Genomic DNA, 21633 nt, shown 5'->3' on the forward strand with positions numbered 1-21633 from the left:
CCCACCTGACCCCATGCCGAACTCAGAAGTGAAACGCCGTAGCGCCGATGGTAGTGTGGGGTCTCCCCATGCGAGAGTAGGGAACTGCCAGGCATCAATAAAGTAGAAAATCCCCGTACGGAAGTACGGGGATTTTTTACGTCCGGCGTCCGGTGAGGGCGGGGGCTGCCGGGCCTCTGCGGGCTTCAGGCCAGATCTCTGTTGCTGCCTGCCGGTCTCCTCCCTGGTCCTGCCCTGACCGTTTACCTTGCCTCTGCATGTATGCGGAACCGTCATACCATTCATCTTCCGACGCCGCCCTCGTACAACCCCATACGACGTCTCAGCCGATACCTGTCAGAGATAACGCGCCCTGTATCTCGTTCCCTTAACTGGCCTTTTCCAGCCATGTCATGATAAATGCAGCAATCTCTCCGGGCTGGTTCATATCCACGGTAGGCACATCCGGCTTACGCGAAAGGTCGTCAGTGACAACCGCCACGACATGCTCATCCAGCAGATCGACCAACTCCCCTTTAACACCCGATCGCCAAAGCACGATTTTGGGCACGGGCTCATCTTTGAAGCCTTCCACTAGCACCAAATCCAGTTGCGTACTATCCATTCGTGAGGCTAACGCCCTTAGACTAACGGGCTGCTCTGGCGTTTCACACATCATCGCCCAGCGCCGATCGCTGGCGACAATAACCTGATCGGCACCGGCTTTTCGCAGCCGATAGCTGTCCTTACCTGGCGTATCAACATCCATCTGATGATGCGTATGTTTGATCAGTCCTGCTCGTATTCCCTGCGCTTTCAACAGCGGTATAACCTGCTCAAGCAGCGTGGTTTTACCGGTTCCGCTCCAGGCGACAATTGCTAATAACGGGACGGGCATGATGATTTCTCCCGATTAACCAGATCGTCAGGCGTATTAATATTGCGGAAAGCTGATTCCGCATCACTGAACAGTACGGGATGTCCACCCTGTTCACGCATAAATTGCATAAGCCTGCGTTCACCACGTAACAAGCCCGCTTCAAGATCGCCGATCAGCGCCCGATTCATCAGCGCCAGAGTCGGATGATCACGTTCGGATGACTGCACCCAGACAACAGGTGCGCTGTTACGCTGCTGCCAAAGACGCGCAACAAAATCGCCGGGAATATCAGGTGTATCGCACGCGCAAAACGCAACCCACTCAGTAGGACTGTTTCGCAAACCGCTCAGCATACCTGCCAGTGGTCCGGGATAGTCCTGCATGGTGTCAGCCACGACCTGACAACCACTTATCTGATAACGATCAATGTTACGGTTGGCGCTTATTAACACAATGTCTACCTGCGGCTTTAACCGCTGAAGAACATGCTGATAAAGTGGTTTACCTTGCAGCATTATTAACCCTTTATCCTGTCCTCCCATACGGCGACCTTGTCCACCTGCAAGGATTACCCCGGTAATTGCTGTCATTTTCGTCTCCTGACTCAAATCTGGACGATACTCACATTGCGGCAGCGGACCACCTGCATAAAGGAATCATCATGAAAACGCATCGGCTGAGTGAACTGCTCGAACTCCTGCAACCTGCCTGGGAAAAAGAACCTGATCTTAACCTGCTGGCATTTTTACAAAAACTGGCTCAGGCGTCCGGTTTCGTTGGCCCATTAAGTGAATTAAGCGATGACATATTGATTTATCATCTAAAAATGCGTGATTCTGCCAGCCATGATCAGATTCCAGGACTGAAAAAAGATTATGAAGTTGATTTTAAAACGGCGCTGCTGCGTGCACGTGGAGTCATTAAAAATGATGAGTAGTGTTATCCTTAGCCGCTCACAGTAAAGATAAGCACAGGGATAACCATGAGTGATGCCGCCTTTAATTTTCAAACGCTCAATCCAGATGTCCTGCTTGATGCGCTTTGGGAAACAGGTATTCGGGTAGATTCCGGTCTTACGGCCCTGAACAGCTACGAAAACCGCGTTTATCAGTTTAGCGATGATAACAGGCAGCGCTATGTGGCCAAGTTTTACCGACCACAGCGTTGGTCAGCTGAGCAGATTACTGAGGAGCATCAGTTCTCTCACGATTTACTCGGCGATGAAGTGCCCATAGCTGCGCCCCTGGTTCTTAAGGGTAATACGTTGCAACAGCATGCGGGTTTTTACTTTGCGGTTTTCCCCAGCCTCGGGGGCCGACAATATGAAACCGATAACGACGATCAGATGGAATGGGTTGGGCGCTTCCTGGGCCGCATGCATCAAACTGGCCGAAAAAATCTGTTCCGGCACCGCCCCTCAATGGGGCTTGATGAATATCTGGATCAGCCCCGGGATGTGCTGGCAAACGCTGAACTTGTGCCCGCGTCGCTGCGCAGTGCACTGTCAGAGGCCGTCGATAAGCTGGGTATGGCACTCCGTCAATGCTGGCACGACAACTGGCAGCCGTTACGATTACATGGTGATTGCCACCCAGGCAATATCCTGTGGCGGGACGGCCCCCTGTTTGTCGATCTCGACGATGCCCGCAATGGCCCGGCCGTTCAGGATCTGTGGATGTTGATCAGCGGTGATAAGCAGGAGCAGCGGATCCAGTGGGATATTCTGCTGGAAGCCTATAGTGAATTCAGTGATTTCGATATTAACGAATTGTCACTGATTGAACCTTTACGTGCGATGCGCATGATTTATTATCTGGCCTGGGTTGTTCGCCGCTGGCAGGACCCCGCCTTTCCGCGCGCGTTTCCCTGGATGACCGATGAGGATTTTTGGCGCAGGCAAATTTTGCAGTTTATCGAGCAGGAAAAGGTGTTGCGGGAACCCCCGTTGCAGCTGACCCCGCAATTTTAATGACAAGTCAGGAGAGTTTTCCCCAATGAAGAAAATATTTTTTGCACTGATGGGTTTGGTGCTGGCCTTCAGCGCATCTGCTGCACAATTCTCTGAAGGTAAACAATATGTCAGCCTGCCTAAGCCGGTTGCCGGTGAACCGCAGGTCATGGAGTTTTTCTCTTTTTTCTGTCCTCACTGCTACCAGTTTGAAGAAATCTATCATGTCAGTGATGCGGTGAAAAAGAACCTGCCAGCGGATACCAAAATGGTTAAATACCATGTTGATTTCCTGGGCGGCGAGCTGGGGCCGGTTGTCACGCACGCATGGGCTGTGGCCATGGCGCTGGGAGTTGAAGATAAAGTCACGGCACCTATTTTCGACGGTATTCAGAAAACCCAGACCATTACCGATCCCGCCAGTCTGAAAGACGTTTTCATCAAAGCCGCAGGCATTACCTCTGAGCAATATGATTCGGCCTGGAACAGCTTTGCAGTAAAAGCGCTGGTTGCCCAGCAGCAAAAAGCGGCCGCTGATGTGGATCTGCGCGGTGTTCCCGCTATCTTTATTAACGGCAAATACATGGTTAATAATGGTGGACTGGATACGAGCTCAATGGAAAACTTCGTGGCGGATTATGCCAACGTTGTTAAATTCCTGGTCGAAAAGAAATAAGCGTTTTTTGCTATCATCTTCCGCAAAACGCCAGCATTCGCTGGCGTTTTCTTTTGCCATCACTCACCTTATCTCTGCTGGAGTGGAGAAGCACAGTTTTTCTATCCACACAAGCAGACATGCCGTCAAAAATCACGATCACATCACGGTTTTGTTTTAAGTTACTAATTTTAAACAAGTATCATTGCTGGCTAGGATCGCTATGATATAAATAAATGATTGATATGATTTTTACGCACAAAGTTATCCACAGGAAGATCGTTACGATCCAAAAGGCTACAGCACCAAAAAAACAACTTCCCGTTTGTCTTGATTAACCCTTTTCGCCAAGGTGTGGCATCCTTATAGACCAATCCATGGCAACGAAGAATACACAGACATATGGCGCAAATAGCAGAAAACCCCCTGATTTTGGTTGATGGCTCATCCTATCTTTATCGCGCGTACCACGCTTTCCCGCCGCTGACGAACAGTGCAGGAGAGCCTACCGGTGCTATGTATGGCGTGCTGAACATGCTTAAAAGCCTGTTGGTTCAATACAGCCCTACACATGTTGCTGTGGTGTTTGATGCTAAAGGCAAAACCTTCAGGGATGAGCTGTTTGAACATTACAAATCTCATCGCCCGCCCATGCCCGACGATCTGCGGTCACAGATTGAGCCGTTACACGAAATGGTGCGTGCGATGGGATTGCCTCTGCTGGCCGTCAGCGGTGTCGAAGCGGATGATGTGATTGGTACGCTGGCGTTAGAAGCGGAAAAAAAGGGTTACTCTGTCCTTATCAGTACGGGCGACAAAGATATGGCGCAGCTGGTGACCCCAGCGATAACGTTAATCAATACGATGACTAACACCATTCTTGGGCCGGAAGAAGTTGTGCAAAAGTATGGTGTGCCACCCGCCTTGATCATCGATTTTCTGGCGATGATGGGCGACAGCTCAGATAACATTCCAGGCGTACCAGGCGTGGGTGAAAAAACGGCTCAGGCCCTGCTACAGGGACTGGGAGGGATGCAGTCGATCTACGATAATCTCGATAAAGTTGCCGATCTTTCATTCCGTGGCGCCAAAACTATGGCCACAAAGCTGGAACAAAACCGCGAGGTGGCGTTTCTCTCCTATCAACTTGCGACCATTAAAACGGATGTGGCGCTGGATCAGCCTTGTGAGGCGCTTACCGTCGGTGAACCGGATATTCAGGCCTTGCAGGCGCTGTTTAGCCGTTACGAGTTCAGGCGCTGGTTGACCGACCTGCAAGAGGGAAAATGGCTACAGGGTAAGAAAAGCAACCGACAGGCCCAACAGGTTCTTGTCGATGAGCCTGTAAAGGCGGAAGCCTCAAGCGTCTTGTCTGCCGAGGGTTATGTCACCATCCTGGATCAGCAAACGCTGGACAACTGGGTTGAGAAACTGAAAAAAAGCGACGTTTTCGCGTTTGACCTTGAAACCGATGCGCTGGACACGTTAACAGCCAACATTGTGGGTCTCAGTTTCGCCATCGCGCCAGGCGAAGCGGCTTATCTTCCTGTCGCGCATGATTATCTTGATGCGCCCGAACAGCTTGATCGCGATGCGGTGCTCGCACAGCTCAAACCGCTGCTGGAAGATCCTGATGTGAGCAAAGTGGGGCAAAACCTCAAGTACGATCGCGGTGTCCTTAAGAACTACGATATTGAGTTAGCAGGCATTAAATATGACACCATGCTTGAGTCGTACATCCTGAACAGTGTGGTGGGCAAGCATGATATGGACAGCCTGTCGGCACGCTGGTTGAATCATAAAACGGTCACCTTCGAAGAGATCGCCGGTAAGGGTAAAAATCAGCTTACGTTTAATCAGATTGCCCTTGAGCAGGCTGCGCATTATGCGGCAGAAGATGCTGACGTCACGTTGCAGTTGCACCTGAAGATGTGGCCTGAGCTTGAGAAAGAAGCCGGCCCGAAAAAGGTGTTCGAACAGATCGAGATGCCGTTGCTCAGGGTCATTTCGCGCATTGAGCGTAATGGTGTGTTGATCGATCAGGCCATCTTAGCGCAGCACTCAAAAGAGCTGACATCGCGCCTGGCTGAACTGGAACGTGAAGCGCATGAACTGGCGGGCGAGCCGTTTAATCTCTCTTCCACGAAGCAGCTGCAGGTCATCCTGTTTGAAAAGCAGGGCATCAAGCCCACCAAGAAAACGCCGGGTGGTGCGCCGTCGACCAGCGAAGAAGTGCTGGCAGAGCTGGCGCTGGACTATCCATTACCGAAAGTCATTCTGGAGCACCGTGGGCTGTCAAAACTCAAGTCCACGTACACCGATAAGCTGCCGTTGATGATCAATCCTGTAACCGGCCGCGTGCATACGTCTTACCATCAGGCCGTCACCGCGACCGGACGTTTATCATCTACCGATCCTAATCTGCAAAACATCCCGGTGCGGAATGACGAAGGACGGCGCATTCGCCAAGCCTTCGTAGCAGGCAAAGGCAACCGCATCGTCGCGGCGGACTACTCGCAGATTGAACTGCGTATCATGGCCCATCTGTCGCAGGATAAAGGCCTGCTGGACGCGTTCTCGCAGGGAGAAGATATCCACCGGGCTACCGCAGCGGAAGTGTTTGGCGTACCGCTCAGTAAGGTGACGGGTGAACAACGTCGCAGCGCGAAGGCCATCAACTTTGGTCTCATCTACGGTATGAGTGCATTTGGCTTATCCCGCCAGCTGAATATCGGTGCAGGTGAGGCGAAGAAATATATGGATCTGTACTTCGAGCGCTATCCAGGCGTCCTGCGCTACATGGAAAATACGCGTCAGCTCGCCGCGAGTAACGGTTATGTCGAAACGCTGGACGGGCGTCGCCTGTGGTTGCCTGACATCAAGTCCAGCAATGCGATACGACGTAAAGCGGCAGAACGCGCCGCAATCAACGCCCCCATGCAAGGAACGGCGGCCGATATCATTAAACGCGCGATGATCGCGGTTGATAACTGGTTACAGGAACAGCGAAGCGACGCAGTGAAGATGATTATGCAGGTGCACGATGAACTGGTGTTCGAAATCAAAGAGGAGGCCGTTGAAGCGGCCAGTAAGCAGATTCGTACGCTAATGGAAGGCAGTATGGCGCTGGATGTGCCCTTACTGGTTGAAGTTGGGGTAGGGGATAACTGGGAGCAGGCACACTAGGTAAGCAACCGGCGCTGACGTGATGCGTTAGCGCCCGGTGAGAAACGTGGCCCGTTCAACCATTCAGGTTTTCTCAGCATCATGAAGGAATGACTGACTCTGCCTCCACCATTTTTTTGATAATTTAACTACATGTCATCTTCATTTTTGTGACGAGCATAGTAAAAAAAGTGGCGGAAAATGAATGGGAGTAACAAAAAAACCTTTGTTGCTCACAAAAAATCAGGTAAAGTTCGAGGCGTAGGGTACAGAGGTAAGATGTTCTATCTTTCAGACCTTTTACTTCACGTAATCGGATTTGGCTGAATTTAGCCGCCCCAGTCATTCTGTGACTGGGGCGTTTTTTATTGGGCTTTTTGCCCGGCCTTACGCGTCACTGTCCTGATCGTCCACTGCGGGTTCCAGTTCACTAAACCAGCTATTCAGCTTGTGGCGCACTTTATCAACGCCAATCTTTTTCAGCGATGAGAACACCTCCACCTGCACATCTCCCATGAAAGCCAGCGAGGCTTCCTTCACCATATTAAGCTGGGCCTTACGTGCGCCAGATGCGAGCTTGTCGGCTTTCGTCAGCAGCAGCAAAACAGGAATACCGCTGTCAACGGCCCACTGAATCATTTGCTGATCCAAATCTTTAAGAGGGTGACGAATATCCATCAGTACCACCAGGCCTTTTAATGCCTGGCGTTTTTGCAGATATTCTCCCAGTGCCCGCTGCCACTTGAGTTTCATCTCTTCCGGCACTTCGGCATAGCCATAACCGGGTAGATCGACGAGGCGCTTACCTTCGGCCACCTCAAACAGGTTAATCAACTGCGTACGACCGGGCGTTTTACTGGTACGCGCCAGGCTTTTTTGGTTGGTTAACGTGTTTAAAGCGCTGGATTTCCCCGCATTTGAACGGCCAGCGAACGCCACTTCAATGCCGGTATCAGAAGGTAAGTGGCGGATATCAGGCGCGCTAAGGATGAAGCGGGTGACATGGTAATTCAGTTCAGACAAGGTAGTACTCCAGAAACGCATTAGGGCAATGGCGCTGATTATACGCATTATGGCGGGAAAGTGCTCAATACCATTGTTCAGGGCTCGCTGTAAGACATTTGCCATAAATCTTGCAGGTTATGTCGCTTTTTAATTAAAAAATTAAAAAAATAAATGATTAAAATTCAGTGAATTATACTAAAGTACAGGTTTTTCGCTCAAACACCATACAAGTATTACTTGAGCCTTTTACCAATTGGTCTACATTATTCAGCAGTGCAGGACAGCATTCATCAGGATGATGCGCTCAGGAACGTTGGGATAACGAAGAGCGACAGGAAAGGAAATGGTCAGGGATTGCGGACCAGAAAAGGAAAAGGATGAGCTCCGGAGTTGAGCAGGCGCAGGATTAACCGGGATGTTGTGAGCCGAAACGGATTTGAAACATGATTCCTTCTGCCGAAGGTATGAAATAAGGCGACAGCTTGAGCTGTCGCCTTTTTTCTTTGTCTGGTTTCTGCTAGATTTCGCCGCAATTCTATACTGAATAAAAAACACCGGAACCCAAGATTATGAAGCAACCTGCAAGCGCGGCGAAGGGCAAGCCTGTCGCCAAAGCAAAACGTAAATCGCGTGAAGAGATCAATAACGAAGCGCGCGATCGTAAACGCGATAAAAAGCATCGTGGCCATGCGTCAGGCAGCCGTGCTAACCCGCAAGCGCAGAGCAGCAACGGTAAGCAAGCGGCCCCGGCAAAAGATCCGCGTATCGGCAGTAAAAAGCCGGTGTCGTTAATCGTTGCCGACAACGCTGCACCCGCAAAAACCAAAAAAGTGACGGCAAAACCGGCGAAGCAGAAAGTGGTGCTGACACCGGAAGAAGAGCTGGCGCAGTTAGAGAATAGCGAGCGTCTTGATGCGCTACTGGACCGCCTTGAGAAAGGCGAAACGCTGTCATCTGAGGATCAGGGCTGGCTTGATGTCACGCTGGATCGCATTGATGAACTGATGGAACAGCTCGGTATCGCGATGGACGAGGAAGACGATCCGGAGGCGGAAGAAGATATGTACCGCCTGCTTAAAGGGCATTAAGCCGTCTTTGATCGGCATGCGTAAATGCGCATGCCTGGTTTAACAGGTAAACGACAATGTTTTGGCCTGGATCAATTTTCGTGCTTTTGATGACATGTTATCTCCTGTGGTTATTGTTTAAACTACAACGACTGTCGCGTCTGAAGCAGCGTTTACGGCGGGTTTCCTCCCGCAATCCTCTCTTTCCTTCTGCATCGCGGCCTTTCCCACAGCGAGGTAAACGGAAGGAGTCAGCATGTCAGCGACACAAATCGACTGGGACCAGGCATTAATTGAAAAATACAATGCGGCGGGTCCGCGCTATACCTCTTATCCCACCGCGTTAGCTTTCAGCGAGACCTTTACAGACGCTGATTTTCAACGTGCCACTGAACGTTATCCGCAACGCGCGCTGTCGCTCTATGTTCATATCCCGTTCTGTCATCGCCTGTGCTATTTCTGTGGCTGCAATAAGGTTGTCACGCGTCACTTACATAAAGCCGACCGCTATCTGAACGCGCTGGAACAGGAGATTGTCGCCCGCGCGCCACTGTTTCGTGATCGTCGCGTCACTCAACTGCACTGGGGCGGCGGCACGCCGACATTTTTGAATAAGCAGCAGGTTAGCCGGCTGGTGGCGCTGCTGAAACAGCATTTCACCTTCGAGGATGACGCGGAGATGTCGATCGAGGTCGATCCGCGTGAAATTGAACTGGAGATGATCGATCATCTCCGGACGTGCGGTTTTAATCGCCTGAGCATGGGCGTACAGGACTTTAACAAGGCGGTGCAGGAACGAGTTAATCGGGTGCAGGATGAGGACGTGATTTTTGCCCTGATGGCACGGGCACGTGAGCAGGGGTTTCGTTCAACCAGCATCGACCTGATTTACGGTCTGCCGCTGCAAACGCCGGAAAGCTTTGCTTTTACACTGCAGCGGGTTATCGCGCTGGATCCCGATCGGCTGAGCGTTTTTAACTATGCGCATCTTCCGTCACTCTTTGCCGCACAGCGAAAAATTAAAGAAAATGAACTGCCCTCGGCGCAACAGAAGCTGGCCATCCTGCAGCAGAGCATTACAACGCTGACCCGGCATGGCTACCAGTTCATCGGTATGGACCACTTTGCTAAACCGCAGGACGAGCTGGCGGTGGCTCAGCGCGAGGGGAACCTGCACCGCAATTTTCAGGGTTATACCACCCAGGGCGACTGCGATTTACTCGGTCTGGGCGTCTCCGCCATTAGCATGATCGGCGATCGCTACGCGCAAAACCAGAAAAGCCTGAATGACTGGTACAGCCAGGTTGAAAAACAGGGCCATGCCTTATGGCGGGGATTCACGCTCAGTCAGGACGATTGCCTGCGCCGCGATGTGATCAAAACGCTTATCTGCAACTTTGCGCTCGATTTCAGCGCGACAGAAACGCAGTGGAATATCACCTTCGACAGCTATTTTGCCGAAGAGCTGGCGCGGTTAAAACCGCTGATTGCGGATGGGCTGGTGGTGCAAAACGCGACAGGCCTGAAGGTGACAGGAACAGGACGACTGCTGATTCGCTATATTTGTATGTGTTTTGATGCTTATCTGCGACAAAAGACGCAACCACAGCTTTATTCGCGTGTGATTTAACCGCCGGAACAGCACTGGCTGTTCCGGCGGAATGGCTTATTCCATGCCCAGCTCTTTCAGCTTACGCGTCAGCGTATTCCTTCCCCAACCCAGCAAACGCGCGGCTTCCTGTTTGTGACCCTGCGTGTGGCGCAGTGCAGTCGTCAGAAGCGTGCGTTCCATTTCCGGCTGTGCTTCTGACAGCAGGTTTTGATGACCGGAACGCAAGGCACGATCGGCCCATTGTGCCAGCAGGGTTGCCCAGCTGTCGGGAAGCGACTGCGTGGGGCTTTCCGGCGTACTGGATTCGAATAACTCCGGTGGTAAATCCTGAATCAGCACTTCCTGACCGGCGGCCATCACCGTTAACCAACGGCAGGTATTCTCCAGCTGACGCACGTTACCCGACCAGTGCAAACGGGTCAGTGCGGTCTCGGTCTCCGCATGCAGGATCTTGGCTTCCACACCAAGCTCGCGTGCGGCCACCTGCAGGAAATAACGGGCCAGACGGGGAATATCTTCACGACGCTCACGCAGCGGCGGCAAATGCACGCGGATGACATTCAGGCGGTGAAACAAGTCTTCACGGAACTTGCCTTCCTGTACCCGCAGTTCAAGGTTCTGGTGCGTAGCGGCAATGATGCGCACGTCCACTTTGACCGGTGCATAGCCACCGACGCGGTAAAACTGCCCGTCTGCCAGTACGCGCAGCAGGCGCGTCTGAACATCCAGCGGCATATCACCAATTTCATCTAAAAACAGCGTCCCGCCGTCGGCCTGTTCAAAACGTCCCTGACGAATCTGATTCGCACCGGTAAAGGCCCCTTTTTCATGGCCAAACAGTTCCGACTCAATTAAATCCTTAGGGATCGCCGCCATGTTGAGGGCAATAAACGGCGCTTTACTGCGAGGACTGTGGCGGTGCAGTGCGTGCGCTACCAACTCTTTACCTGTACCCGATTCCCCGTTGATCAGCACGCTAATCGACGAACGGGAGAGACGGCCAATAATACGGAACACGTCCTGCATGGCGGGCGCTTCACCGATAATATCGGTGGTGGGGCCGCTTACCGGTTGATTACGTGGCTGCTGTTGCTCCTGATAGTGACTGATGGCACGTTCAACCAGCGCGACCGCTTCGTCGATATCGAACGGTTTGGGCAGGTAATCGAACGCGCCTTGCTGATAGGCGCTTACCGCGGCATCCAGGTCGGAATGCGCTGTCATGATGATAACCGGAAGCATGGGATGGCGCTGTTTGATTTGTTTTAGCAGAGCCAGCCCGTCCATACCCGGCATACGGATATCAGACAATAAAACGTCCGGGGTTTTTGTTGCGAGTGCATTGAGCACGTCGTTCGCGCTGTCAAAAGTGGCACAGCTTAAACCGGCTCCAGTGAGCGCGCGTTCAAGCACCCAGCGGATGGAGCTATCGTCATCGACGATCCAGACTATCCCTCGTTGCATAGAAACCTCACTGGCGAATAGGCAGGTAAACCGAAAACTCGGTATGACCCGGCCAACTGTTGAACTCAATTTTTCCCGAATGCTGATCAATCAGGCTACGGGCAATAGAAAGGCCTAAGCCGGTACCGCCTTCCCGTCCGCTTACCATTGGATAGAACAGCGTATCCTGTAGCTGGGCTGGAATACCGGGGCCGTCATCTTCGATATCAATGCGGGCAACCAGACGATAACGTGTGCCATGCAGTGTTAACTGGAAGGCTGTACGGGTTCGAATCACGATTGTGCCGCCGTCTTCGCCTAACGCCTGCAGCGCATTGCGCACGACGTTCAGCAAAACCTGCTCAATCTGATCGGGATCGTGCGGTAATTCCGGCAGGCTGGGATCGTAATCGCGAACCAGCGATACGTTTTCTGGCAGCTCCATCGAAACCAGGTTAACGACACGTTCCGCTACCTGATGAATACTCTGGGTAATATGCATACCGGGCTGTTGCGGCCCCAGTAAGCGATCAACCAGATTTCGCAGGCGGTCTGCCTGTTCAATAATGACTTTGGTATATTCATTCAGGGCAGGGTCCGGCAGGGCGCGTGACAAAAGCTGCGCCGCGCCGCGCAATCCACCTAGCGGGTTTTTAATCTCATGGGCCAGCCCGCGGACCAGATCGCGTGCGGCCACCTGCTGAGCATGCTGCAGCTGTTCCTGACTCAGGCGACGCTGATTATCCATCGGTGCCATTTCCAGCAGAATCAACCCATCAGGCAGGCGCTGTGCCGTGAGCGACATAATGTGCGCCCGGCCATCCACGACCAGAGTAACTTCGCTGTCAGTAAAGCCCTGGCCCGCCTCAAGACTCTCGCGCATGACCTCGACATTCAGCGAAAAGTAGCCGGTTAATTCAGGTAACGGCGTGCCGAACAATTTACGTGAGCTTTGCGCCAGTAATTGCTGTGCCGCCGGGTTGGCATAATGGATCGCCAAATCGGTATCCACCAACAAAATACTGTTGATTAAGGTATTGAGAATCTGCCCGGCGTCGGGCAGGGAGGCAGTTGCCATACAGCGTTCCTCTGCACTAATTTAGTGCATTGTAGTCTTTAAGCCGGAATTAAAGCGAATGAACGATGAATTCGCGGAGAAAAAAGCCCATCCGAAGATGGGCTAAAGTTTCCACGGCAACAAAAAAACGTTTCAGGTTAAGCGTGCCGCAATTGCAATCTTTCAATGCGGCACCCATTTTGCTGACTCTGAAATTAGACGCTGTAGTACAGTTCGAACTCAACCGGGTGTGGCGTCATGCGCACACGGTCGTTCTCTGATTTACGCAGCTCGATGTAAGCATCGATCGCGTCGTCAGTGAAGACGCCGCCACGGGTCAGGAACTCGCGGTCTTCGTTCAGTGCATTCAGCGCTTCTTCCAGTGAACCTGCAACTTTTGGAATCTCAGCTTCTTCTTCCGGTGGCAGGTCATACAGGTTTTTATCCATCGCATCACCAGGATGGATTTTGTTGATGATGCCATCCAGGCCAGCCATCAGCAGTGCAGTAAACGCCAGGTACGGGTTAGCCGCTGGGTCCGGGAAGCGCGCTTCAATACGACGTGCTTTCGGGCTGGCAACAACCGGGATACGGATTGATGCAGAACGGTTACGGGCAGAGTAAGCCAGCATAACCGGTGCTTCATAACCCGGAACCAGACGCTTGTAAGAGTTGGTGGTTGGGTTGGCCAGGGCGTTGATTGCTTTTGCGTGCTTGATGATACCGCCGATGTAGAACAGCGCGGTTTCAGACAGGCCGCCGTATTTGTCACCAGAGAACAGGTTTTGTCCGCCTTTAGACAGAGACATGTGGCAGTGCATACCTGAACCGTTGTCACCAAACATTGGCTTCGGCATAAAGGTTGCCGTTTTGCCGTAAGCGTGCGCCACGTTGTGCACAACATATTTGTAGATCTGAATTTCGTCAGCTTTTTTGGTCATGGTATTGAAGCGGGTTGCCACTTCGTTCTGGCCCGCTGTCGCAACTTCGTGGTGATGAGCTTCAACAACCAGACCCATTTGCTCCATTGTCAGACACATAGCAGAACGGATGTCCTGTGATGAATCGACCGGTGGAACCGGGAAGTAGCCGCCTTTCAGACCTGGACGGTGACCTTTGTTACCGCCTTCGTATTCTTTGCCGGTGTTCCAGGCCGCTTCGATATCATCGATAGCGACGTGTGAACCAGAGGTTGACGAACCGAAACGGATATCGTCGAACAGGAAGAATTCTGGCTCGGGTCCAAACAGAACGGTATCAGCGATGCCTGAAGAACGCAGATAGTCTTCAGCGCGCTTTGCGATAGAGCGTGGATCGCGGTCATAGCCTTGCATGGTGCCAGGCTCAAGGATGTCACAGCGAATGATCAGTGTTGAATCTTCAAAGAACGGATCCATAACTGCCGTGGTTGCATCCGGCATCAGTACCATGTCTGATTCGTTAATGCCTTTCCAGCCGCCGATGGAAGAGCCATCGAACATTTTGCCTTCTTCGAAGAAGTCAGCGTTAACCTGGTGAGCCGGAATAGTAACGTGCTGTTCTTTACCTTTGGTATCGGTAAAACGCAGGTCAACAAACTTAACTTCGTGCTCGTTCATCATCGAGAGAACGTGTTCAGCGGACATACTCAACTCTCCTGGAAATGGTCATTGTCTACATGGTGAGAACCGGGTGAGGAAATGTGCGACATGTGTCAGCCATACCTCAGTCTGATCCCGACCAGCTCTGCAACCGTTGTCTTACGTCGTTTTCATCTGGATAATACAAAGCGAATTCTGTGCCAACTTTATTTCTTTGCACAAAATCGCGCTGTCATGCACCTTTTTGTCATAAAAGACGTGCACCATGATAGATGCACTGCACTTTTTATGTGCATTGGCGTTGAAAATGAGCACCATTGTGGTGCAAAACATCATTGCAGTGCAATTTTTGCACGGCTATTAGTGCGATTTTGCGACAATGCAATAAACTTTCAGTGAAAAGTGTGATCGTGTTCAGTCTCCCGCTTAATCCGTGTACAATACCGCGTTATTTCTAATGCCTGAGGCAAAAAAGCTGTGATCGAAAATTTGCGTAACATCGCCATCATCGCGCACGTTGACCATGGAAAGACCACCCTGGTTGATAAACTGCTGCAACAGTCTGGTACTTTTGATGCCCGTACTGAAGCCACCGAGCGCGTGATGGACTCCAATGATTTGGAGAAAGAGCGTGGGATTACCATCCTCGCAAAAAATACCGCCATTAAATGGAACGACTACCGTATCAACATCGTTGATACCCCAGGACACGCCGACTTCGGTGGTGAAGTTGAACGCGTAATGTCTATGGTGGATTCGGTACTGTTGGTTGTAGATGCGATGGATGGCCCTATGCCGCAAACCCGCTTCGTTACCAAAAAAGCGTTCGCGCATGGTTTGAAGCCGATTGTGGTTATCAACAAAGTTGACCGCCCTGGCGCACGTCCTGACTGGGTTGTTGATCAGGTGTTTGACCTGTTCGTTAACCTGGATGCAACGGACGAGCAGCTCGATTTCCCTATCATTTTCGCCTCTGCGCTGAATGGTATTGCCGGTCTGGATCACACCGACATGGCTGACGATATGACCCCGCTGTATCAGGCAATCGTTGACCACGTTTCACCTCCACAGGTTGAAGTCGAAGCGCCGCTGCAGATGCAAATCTCTCAGCTGGACTACAACAACTATCTGGGCGTGATCGGTATCGGCCGCATCAAGCGCGGTAAAGTGAAGCCTAACCAGCAAGTCACCATCGTAGACAGCGAAGGCAAAACCCGTAACGGTAAAGTGGGTAAAGTGCTGACTCACCTGGGGCTGGAGCGTATTGACAGCGACCTGGCAGAAGCGGGCGACATCATTGCGATCACCGGTCTGGGTGAACTGAACATTTCTGACACCATTTGCGATCCGCAGAATGTGCAGGCGCTGCCAGCCCTGAGCGTGGATGAGCCAACGGTAACCATGTTCTTCAACGTCAACACCTCACCGTTCTGCGGTAAAGAAGGTAAGTACGTGACCTCACGTCAGATCCTTGAGCGTCTGAACAAAGAACTGGTTCACAACGTGGCACTGCGTGTGGAAGAGACCGAAGATGCTGACGCGTTCCGCGTATCGGGCCGTGGTGAGCTGCATCTGTCTGTACTGATCGAGAACATGCGTCGTGAAGGTTTCGAACTGGCGGTATCCCGTCCGAAAGTTATCTTCCGCGAATTCGAAGGCCGTAAACAAGAGCCATTCGAGAACGTGACGCTGGATATCGAAGAAACGCATCAGGGTTCCGTTATGCAGGCCATGGGCGAGCGTAAAGGCGACCTGAAAAATATGGATCCAGATGGCAAAGGCCGCGTACGTCTTGACTACGTCATCCCAAGCCGTGGTCTGATCGGTTTCCGTAACGAATTTATGACCATGACATCAGGTACAGGTCTGCTGTACTCCACCTTCAGCCACTACGACGATATTCGTCTGGGCGAAGTGGGTCAGCGTCAGAACGGCGTTCTGATCTCTAACGGCCAGGGTAAAGCGGTAGCGTTCGCCCTGTTCGGTCTGCAGGATCGCGGTAAGCTGTTCCTGGGCCATGGCGCGGAAGTTTATGAAGGCCAGATCATCGGTATTCACAGCCGTTCTAACGACCTGACCGTGAACTGCCTGACCGGTAAGAAGCTGACTAACATGCGTGCCTCCGGTACTGACGAAGCCACCACACTGGTTCCACCGCAGAAAATGACGCTGGAACAGGCGATCGAGTTCATTGATGATGACGAACTGGTCGAAGTTACGCCTCTGTCAGTGCGTATCCGTAAACGTCACCTGACTGAGAACGACCGTAAGCGTGCTTCACGCGGCGGTAAAGACGCCTAATCGCGTAGTAATAACGCCCCGTTTTAACGGGGCTTTTTTTTGTCCGGGGTTTTTACCAGCTCAGTTAAATCCAGTCTAAACCAGCCTGTAACTTCTTCTTTGTCCCCTTCCCACTTTGTCCTGTCGTACCTTAATTTAAAGTGTGTAATTTTCTCGTCCGGGCCGCCTGTTCAGGCCGCACTTTTACCGCTAGAGTGAATGATCCAGGGAACCAAAGGAGGCACCATGCTGTATATCTTTGATTTGGGCAATGTGATTATCGATATCGACTTTAACCGCGTGTTGGGCGTCTGGAGTGACCTCAGCCGCGTACCGCTGGCATCGCTTCAAAGTCATTTTCAAATGGATGCGGCTTTTGAGCAGCATGAGCGCGGTGAAATCAGCGATGAAGCCTTTGCAGAAGCCTTATGTGAAAAACTGGAGATTGCGCTGAGCTATGAACAGTTTGCTGCGGGCTGGCAGGCTATCTTTGTGGGAGTGCGTCCGGATACGCTGGCGCTGATGAATCAGCTACGCCAGGCGGGACATCGGGTGGTGATATTGTCGAATACCAATGCACTGCATTGCACCTTCTGGCCGACCCAGTATCCTGATGTGCAGCAGGCGGCTGACAAGATTTATCTGTCCCAGGAACTGGGCATGCGTAAACCTGAAGCCCGCATTTATCAGCACGTACTGGATGCGGAAGGATTCAGTGCCGATCAGGCCGTCTTCTTCGACGACAATGCCGCCAATATTGAAGGTGCGCGCGCATTAGGCATTACCAGCGTGCTGGTGACCGACAGTAAAACCGTGCCCGACTGGTTCGCGGGTCAGCCTTAAGCCATGAAGTTACATCGTTTTCGCCCCAGGTTTCACGCCTTCTGGCTGTGGCTTAAGCTGCTCTGGAAGCGCATTGATAATGATGCCATGACGACACAGGCGGGCAACCTGGCCTTTGTGTCGCTACTGGCGCTGGTGCCGCTGATCGCCGTAGTTTTTGCGCTGTTTGCCGCGTTTCCTGTGTTTTCTGATATCAGCGTCCAGCTTAAAAACTTTATTTTTGCCAACTTTATGCCTGCTGCGGGGAACACGTTGCAGCGTTACCTTGAGCAGTTTGTGGCTAACGTGCACCGCATGACCGCCGTGGGCGCCGTGGGGCTGATTGTCACGGCGCTGCTGTTGATGCATTCTGTCGATTCGGCTCTGAATGCTATCTGGCGCAGTCATAAAAAGCGCCCGCTGGTCTATTCCTTTGCCGTCTACTGGATGATATTGACGCTTGGGCCGTTGCTGGCTGGTGCCAGTTTAGCCATCAGCTCTTACCTGCTGTCGCTGAAATGGATAAACGTGACGGGGGTGACCAGCCTGGTCGATCAGACGCTGCGTTTCTTTCCCTTGCTTCTGTCGTGGCTGTCATTTTGGTTGCTGTACAGTATTGTCCCAACGCAGCGGGTGCCTTCTCGCGATGCGCTGACGGGGGCGCTGGTCGCCGGGTTGCTGTTTGAACTGGGGAAAAAGGGGTTTGCGCTGTATGTTACGATGTTCCCGACGTATCAGTTAATCTATGGCGTGCTGGCGGTGATCCCCATTCTTTTCCTGTGGGTGTACTGGACCTGGTGCATCGTTTTGCTCGGTGCCGAAATTACGGTTACCTTAGATGACTATCGCCAGTTCAAACGGCAGGAAAGAGAAAAAGAACGAGAGGACGGATGATTGCTTTAATTCAACGCGTTCAGCGTGCCAGCGTCAGCATTGATCATGCGGTCGTGGGTGAGATCGGACAGGGATTATTGATTCTGTTAGGCGTTGAAAAAGGTGATGACGAAAAGCGCGCTGAACGACTGGCGGAGCGCGTACTGGGCTACCGTATTTTTAGCGATGAACAGGGCAAAATGAACCTGAACGTCAAACAGGCTGGCGGAAGCGTGCTGGTGGTATCACAGTTCACCCTGGCTGCCGATACGCAAAAGGGCATGCGGCCCTCTTTTTCCGGTGGCGCCGCGCCGCAGGAAGCGGAGCGGTTATATGAGTATTTCAGCGCGTGTTGTCGCCGTCATGATGTCACGACCGCCAATGGCCGTTTTGCTGCCGACATGCAGGTTGCTCTGGTCAACGACGGTCCGGTGACGTTCTGGTTACAGGTATGACGCCTCATTTCGCACGGCTTAGCCTCGGCAACCCCGCATCAGAACGAGAGAACCATTTTATGTATCATCTTCGTGTGCCACAAACGGCGGAAGAGCTGGATATGTATTATCAGTTCCGCTGGGAAATGTTACGAAAGCCGCTGCATCAGCCTCAGGGTTCTGAACGCGATGCCTGGGATGCATTAGCGCATCATCAAATGGTGGTGGATGAACAGGGCAAGCCGGTTGCGGTAGGACGGCTCTATATCAATGCTGATAACGAAGCGGCTATCCGTTTTTTGGCCGTTCATCCCACCGTACAGGGCAAAGGCCTCGGCACGCTGGTGGCGATGACGCTGGAGTCCGTTGCGCGTCAGGAAGGTGTGAAGCGCGTGACCTGTAGCGCACGAGAAGATGCGGTGGCGTTCTTCGCTAAACTTGGCTATCTGAATCAGGGCGAGATTACCGCACCGCAGACGACGCCGGTGCGCCACTTTCTGATGATCAAGCCGGTCGTCACACTGGACGATATTCTGCACCGTGCGGACTGGTGCGGGCAGTTACAACAGGCCTGGTATGAGCACATTCCTCTGAGTGAAAAAATGGGCGTGCGCATCCTGCAATATACCGGGCAGAAGTTTATTACCACCATGCCGGAAACCGGCAACCAAAATCCGCACCATACGTTGTTTGCCGGAAGCCTGTTTTCACTGGCTACGCTCACCGGCTGGGGGCTGATCTGGCTGTTACTGCGGGAGCGCCATCTGGGCGGCACCATTATTCTGGCCGACGCGCACATACGCTACAGTCGTCCGATTACCGGTAAACCCGGTGCTATTGCCGATCTTGGCTCACTGAGTGGCGATCTTGATCGCCTGGCGCGCGGACGCAAAGCCCGTGTTCAGCTTGAAGTGCAGCTGTTTGGCGATGATGAGTGTGGCGCGGTATTTGAAGCGGTTTACATCGTGTTGCCGGTGGATCCCGACGGACCACTGGAAGAGGGCGGCTCCGGCGCGCGTATCAATTAAATCACAGGACCGCTATTGCGGCCCTGTGTGCGTTAGCGGACCTGTCCGGCCTGCATGCTCTGCTGTAGCTGCTGGCTGTCTGTGGTTACGGACAGTGTCGCGTTAACCGACGGGGCCAGCGGCTGATTCGCTTTCAGTGAGGCGTTCAGGCGCAGCTGCAAATTGCTGTCACCCTGCAAGGGAAGCGCCGGCCAGCCCCAGTTTTGCAGAACATTAACGGGCACGCCGCGTCCCGTCAGGTTCAGGCTGACAGGTCGATCCGCCTGCTGCCCTATGGTCGCCGTGCCTTCCAGCAACCCTTTACCACTAAACGCACTGAGCTCTGTCACCTTAATTTGTTGTTCATCAGCCTCCAGTGCGACAGAAGGATGACGTAAATCGGTACGATTGAAGGTCGACTCCGCCGCGTTCAGACTCAGCTTACCTGACCAGATTCCCCATTGATGCTGACGGGCCAGCTGCAGATTTTCGCCGCTGCCATCCAGTGAAGTGAGCTGGAAAGGGAAGGCCGGATTAATATCGATCAGTAAATTGCGGTTCGAGGTAAAGCGCGTCACGGTTACGGCATCCAGCCAGTCAGGCAGGGCATCCTGCCATAACGCCCGCCAGTTCTGAGGCAAGGTATATTCCAGCCCGGCCACCGCCAGATTATTCAGCGTTAACCGTTTATCCTGACGTGACCAGTTGCCGTCAGCCCGGATAACGCCATTGGCCCAGCGCGAGCTGAACTGCGTCAGGGCAATCCCCTGAGGCGAGAAATCCATGTTAATGATGGGATCGTTAAGTTCGAAGCGCCCGTTAATAAAGTTACCGGCATTCATGGCCAGCGATCCGTCCTGGCTCTGCCAGTCCCGGCCCTTCCAGCTCAGATTTTTCAGCGTCAGATCGAGATCGGTCACCGCCCAGTCAGGGCCCTGGAGCCGGGCATCGGTAATATCAACCCGGTTGAGCGTAACTGAGGGTACTTCTTCAAACGGTTTCAGGAAATCGACAAGCGTATGCGCCGTTTGCAGACGGATATCGTTCAGACGCAGTTGATTAATCTTCCAGTTACCCTGCGCGTCGCGCTCACCGTTACCGGTCATTGAACCGCGAGCTAAATCCGCCCCAATGTTGCTAAATACCATGCGGCCCTGGGACACATTACCCTGAATCAGCACGTTTTCACCGTCAACGCTGTTGAGCGTCATCCTGGCCGCGCTCATCTGGAATTGCGCATCACGACCCAGCAAATCACCGGCCTGCGGATGCCAGGGCACAATGCCGCCATTCACCTGCTGTGCCGCCAGCGGTAGCGCTGAGGCAGGGCTGTCGATGCGCATGTTGTTTAACTGCAGGCGGTTTGCCTGCATGGGCAGTGCGCTTTTGTTCGCCAGGTTAGCAAGGTTTACCTCGCCGTCGCGTAATTCTATGCTGGCAAAATGAAACGGATCGCTGAACTGTAACAGGGCGATGCCAAGGTCGACGCGTTTGGCCACCAGTACGGCAGGCTGGCCGTCATGACCAAAGCTGAAGTCATCCAGAATAATGTGCGTAGGTGAAGAAAAATTGTGCTCAATTTTGCTCAGCGACAGATGCCATTCTGTTTTATCACTCACCCAACGGCTAAACCAGCCCGCGCCCCACTGAGTTTGCAGCAGAACATAGACGACGATCAGCGCAAACAGCAGCAGTAACAATAAGGTGAGGAAAAACTTTCCTATAAATTTCATCGTATCCTTCCCGGGTTCAGTCCGCTGAAAGGTTGTTATGCCTGAATTATCGTTATAGCTCAACCGCCTGGATGTAAATCAGCCGAAATAGCA

Annotated in this window: 18 protein-coding genes and 1 rRNA gene; 12 read left to right on the plus strand and 7 right to left on the minus strand. The window is 52.5% G+C overall.

Translation table 11 applies throughout. From position 1 onward, the window contains the following. A 5S ribosomal RNA gene (gene rrf, locus C7434_RS20580) occupies window positions 1-93 on the plus strand; the annotation flags it as partial. Between the two features lie 274 nt (window positions 94-367). Here the strand turns inward: rrf and mobB are convergent. Together mobB and mobA are read right to left on the minus strand one after the other, a co-directional pair. Beyond that, entirely contained in the window at window positions 368-877 is a 510-nt protein-coding gene (gene mobB / locus C7434_RS20585; RefSeq protein ID WP_033738020.1) for a molybdopterin-guanine dinucleotide biosynthesis protein MobB, read from the minus strand. Continuing rightward, complete coding sequence (gene mobA / locus C7434_RS20590) at window positions 859-1449, minus strand: molybdenum cofactor guanylyltransferase MobA (RefSeq protein WP_033738021.1); 591 nt, start codon at window positions 1447-1449, stop codon at window positions 859-861. The genes mobB and mobA overlap by 19 nt, the downstream gene beginning before the upstream one ends. A 71-nt stretch (window positions 1450-1520) precedes the next feature. On the opposite strand from mobA, the gene C7434_RS20595 reads away from it, so the two are divergent. The 4 genes from C7434_RS20595 (at window position 1521) to polA (ending at window position 6648) form a co-directional block, all read left to right on the plus strand. Further along, a complete protein-coding gene (locus tag C7434_RS20595) occupies window positions 1521-1796 on the plus strand; it encodes a YihD family protein (protein WP_006121318.1) in 276 nt (91 codons plus the stop codon). Between the two features lie 45 nt (window positions 1797-1841). Further along, window positions 1842-2828 carry a serine/threonine protein kinase gene (locus C7434_RS20600; protein ID WP_058709080.1) on the plus strand — a complete coding sequence of 329 codons (987 nt, stop codon included), beginning with the start codon at window positions 1842-1844 and terminating at the stop codon, window positions 2826-2828. Between the two features lie 25 nt (window positions 2829-2853). Next, a complete protein-coding gene (gene dsbA / locus C7434_RS20605) occupies window positions 2854-3483 on the plus strand; it encodes a thiol:disulfide interchange protein DsbA (protein ID WP_006121321.1) in 630 nt (209 codons plus the stop codon). Window positions 3484-3864: 381 nt separating this feature from the next. Then, window positions 3865-6648 carry a DNA polymerase I gene (gene polA, locus C7434_RS20610; RefSeq protein ID WP_033738024.1) on the plus strand — a complete coding sequence of 928 codons (2784 nt, stop codon included), beginning with the start codon at window positions 3865-3867 and terminating at the stop codon, window positions 6646-6648. 366 nt (window positions 6649-7014) lie between these two features. Here the strand turns inward: polA and yihA are convergent, their stop codons facing one another. Further along, a complete protein-coding gene (gene yihA / locus C7434_RS20620; RefSeq protein ID WP_006121326.1) occupies window positions 7015-7650 on the minus strand; it encodes a ribosome biogenesis GTP-binding protein YihA/YsxC in 636 nt (211 codons plus the stop codon). Window positions 7651-8201: 551 nt separating this feature from the next. Between yihA and yihI the strand changes: the two genes are divergently transcribed. Next, window positions 8202-8720 carry a Der GTPase-activating protein YihI gene (gene yihI, locus C7434_RS20630; RefSeq protein WP_033738025.1) on the plus strand — a complete coding sequence of 173 codons (519 nt, stop codon included), beginning with the start codon at window positions 8202-8204 and terminating at the stop codon, window positions 8718-8720. Between the two features lie 235 nt (window positions 8721-8955). Beyond that, complete coding sequence (gene hemN, locus C7434_RS20640) at window positions 8956-10329, plus strand: oxygen-independent coproporphyrinogen III oxidase (RefSeq protein WP_033738028.1); 1374 nt, start codon at window positions 8956-8958, stop codon at window positions 10327-10329. 36 nt (window positions 10330-10365) lie between these two features. Here the strand turns inward: hemN and glnG are convergent, their stop codons facing one another. From glnG to glnA, 3 genes are all read right to left on the minus strand, one after another. Continuing rightward, window positions 10366-11775, minus strand: coding sequence for a nitrogen regulation protein NR(I) (gene glnG, locus C7434_RS20645; protein WP_006121329.1), 1410 nt, complete (start codon window positions 11773-11775; stop codon window positions 10366-10368). 7 nt (window positions 11776-11782) lie between these two features. Then, window positions 11783-12832 carry a nitrogen regulation protein NR(II) gene (gene glnL, locus C7434_RS20650; RefSeq protein ID WP_033738029.1) on the minus strand — a complete coding sequence of 350 codons (1050 nt, stop codon included), beginning with the start codon at window positions 12830-12832 and terminating at the stop codon, window positions 11783-11785. A gap of 194 nt (window positions 12833-13026) precedes the next feature. After that, window positions 13027-14436, minus strand: a complete 1410-nt coding sequence (glnA, locus tag C7434_RS20655) for a glutamate--ammonia ligase (protein ID WP_006121331.1) — start codon at window positions 14434-14436, stop codon at window positions 13027-13029. A 432-nt stretch (window positions 14437-14868) separates the two neighbouring features. On the opposite strand from glnA, the gene typA reads away from it, so the two are divergent. The 5 genes from typA (at window position 14869) to fabY (ending at window position 19828) form a co-directional block, all read left to right on the plus strand. Then, window positions 14869-16692, plus strand: coding sequence for a ribosome-dependent GTPase TypA (gene typA / locus C7434_RS20660; RefSeq protein WP_033738031.1), 1824 nt, complete (start codon window positions 14869-14871; stop codon window positions 16690-16692). A gap of 225 nt (window positions 16693-16917) precedes the next feature. Next, window positions 16918-17514: a glucose-1-phosphatase gene (gene yihX, locus C7434_RS20665; protein ID WP_006121333.1), complete on the plus strand. Its 597-nt coding sequence runs from the start codon at window positions 16918-16920 to the stop codon at window positions 17512-17514. A 3-nt stretch (window positions 17515-17517) separates the two neighbouring features. Continuing rightward, on the plus strand, window positions 17518-18387 hold the full coding sequence (locus C7434_RS20670; RefSeq protein ID WP_033738033.1) for a virulence factor BrkB family protein: 870 nt from the start codon (window positions 17518-17520) through the stop codon (window positions 18385-18387). Further along, on the plus strand, window positions 18384-18821 hold the full coding sequence (gene dtd / locus C7434_RS20675) for a D-aminoacyl-tRNA deacylase (protein ID WP_006121336.1): 438 nt from the start codon (window positions 18384-18386) through the stop codon (window positions 18819-18821). Before C7434_RS20670 ends, dtd begins: the two co-directional genes overlap by 4 nt. 59 nt (window positions 18822-18880) lie before the next feature. Beyond that, entirely contained in the window at window positions 18881-19828 is a 948-nt protein-coding gene (fabY, locus tag C7434_RS20680; RefSeq protein WP_033738037.1) for a fatty acid biosynthesis protein FabY, read from the plus strand. A 32-nt stretch (window positions 19829-19860) separates the two neighbouring features. Here fabY and C7434_RS20685 read toward each other — a convergent pair whose 3' ends face one another. After that, window positions 19861-21540: an AsmA family protein gene (locus C7434_RS20685; RefSeq protein WP_033738039.1), complete on the minus strand. Its 1680-nt coding sequence runs from the start codon at window positions 21538-21540 to the stop codon at window positions 19861-19863. Window positions 21541-21633 lie beyond the last annotated feature (93 nt).

Origin of the sequence: Pantoea sp. PNA 14-12 (assembly GCF_004364735.1) — a bacterium.
In the GTDB taxonomy this organism is placed as follows: domain Bacteria; phylum Pseudomonadota; class Gammaproteobacteria; order Enterobacterales; family Enterobacteriaceae; genus Pantoea; species Pantoea stewartii.

What these genes read in the sequence shown, in the direction of transcription:
- yihI (WP_033738025.1), top strand. Translation starts at nt 8,202, where the DNA reads ATGAAGCAACCTGCAAGCGCGGCGAAGGGCAAGCCTGTCGCCAAAGCA.
- mobA (WP_033738021.1), bottom strand. Translation starts at nt 1,449, where the DNA reads ATGACAGCAATTACCGGGGTAATCCTTGCAGGTGGACAAGGTCGCCGT.
- dtd (WP_006121336.1), top strand. Translation starts at nt 18,384, where the DNA reads ATGATTGCTTTAATTCAACGCGTTCAGCGTGCCAGCGTCAGCATTGAT.
- glnL (WP_033738029.1), bottom strand. Translation starts at nt 12,832, where the DNA reads ATGGCAACTGCCTCCCTGCCCGACGCCGGGCAGATTCTCAATACCTTA.
- dsbA (WP_006121321.1), top strand. Translation starts at nt 2,854, where the DNA reads ATGAAGAAAATATTTTTTGCACTGATGGGTTTGGTGCTGGCCTTCAGC.
- glnA (WP_006121331.1), bottom strand. Translation starts at nt 14,436, where the DNA reads ATGTCCGCTGAACACGTTCTCTCGATGATGAACGAGCACGAAGTTAAG.
- yihX (WP_006121333.1), top strand. Translation starts at nt 16,918, where the DNA reads ATGCTGTATATCTTTGATTTGGGCAATGTGATTATCGATATCGACTTT.
- C7434_RS20685 (WP_033738039.1), bottom strand. Translation starts at nt 21,540, where the DNA reads ATGAAATTTATAGGAAAGTTTTTCCTCACCTTATTGTTACTGCTGCTG.
- mobB (WP_033738020.1), bottom strand. Translation starts at nt 877, where the DNA reads ATGCCCGTCCCGTTATTAGCAATTGTCGCCTGGAGCGGAACCGGTAAA.
- polA (WP_033738024.1), top strand. Translation starts at nt 3,865, where the DNA reads ATGGCGCAAATAGCAGAAAACCCCCTGATTTTGGTTGATGGCTCATCC.
- fabY (WP_033738037.1), top strand. Translation starts at nt 18,881, where the DNA reads ATGTATCATCTTCGTGTGCCACAAACGGCGGAAGAGCTGGATATGTAT.
- hemN (WP_033738028.1), top strand. Translation starts at nt 8,956, where the DNA reads ATGTCAGCGACACAAATCGACTGGGACCAGGCATTAATTGAAAAATAC.
- C7434_RS20600 (WP_058709080.1), top strand. Translation starts at nt 1,842, where the DNA reads ATGAGTGATGCCGCCTTTAATTTTCAAACGCTCAATCCAGATGTCCTG.
- glnG (WP_006121329.1), bottom strand. Translation starts at nt 11,775, where the DNA reads ATGCAACGAGGGATAGTCTGGATCGTCGATGACGATAGCTCCATCCGC.
- C7434_RS20595 (WP_006121318.1), top strand. Translation starts at nt 1,521, where the DNA reads ATGAAAACGCATCGGCTGAGTGAACTGCTCGAACTCCTGCAACCTGCC.
- C7434_RS20670 (WP_033738033.1), top strand. Translation starts at nt 17,518, where the DNA reads ATGAAGTTACATCGTTTTCGCCCCAGGTTTCACGCCTTCTGGCTGTGG.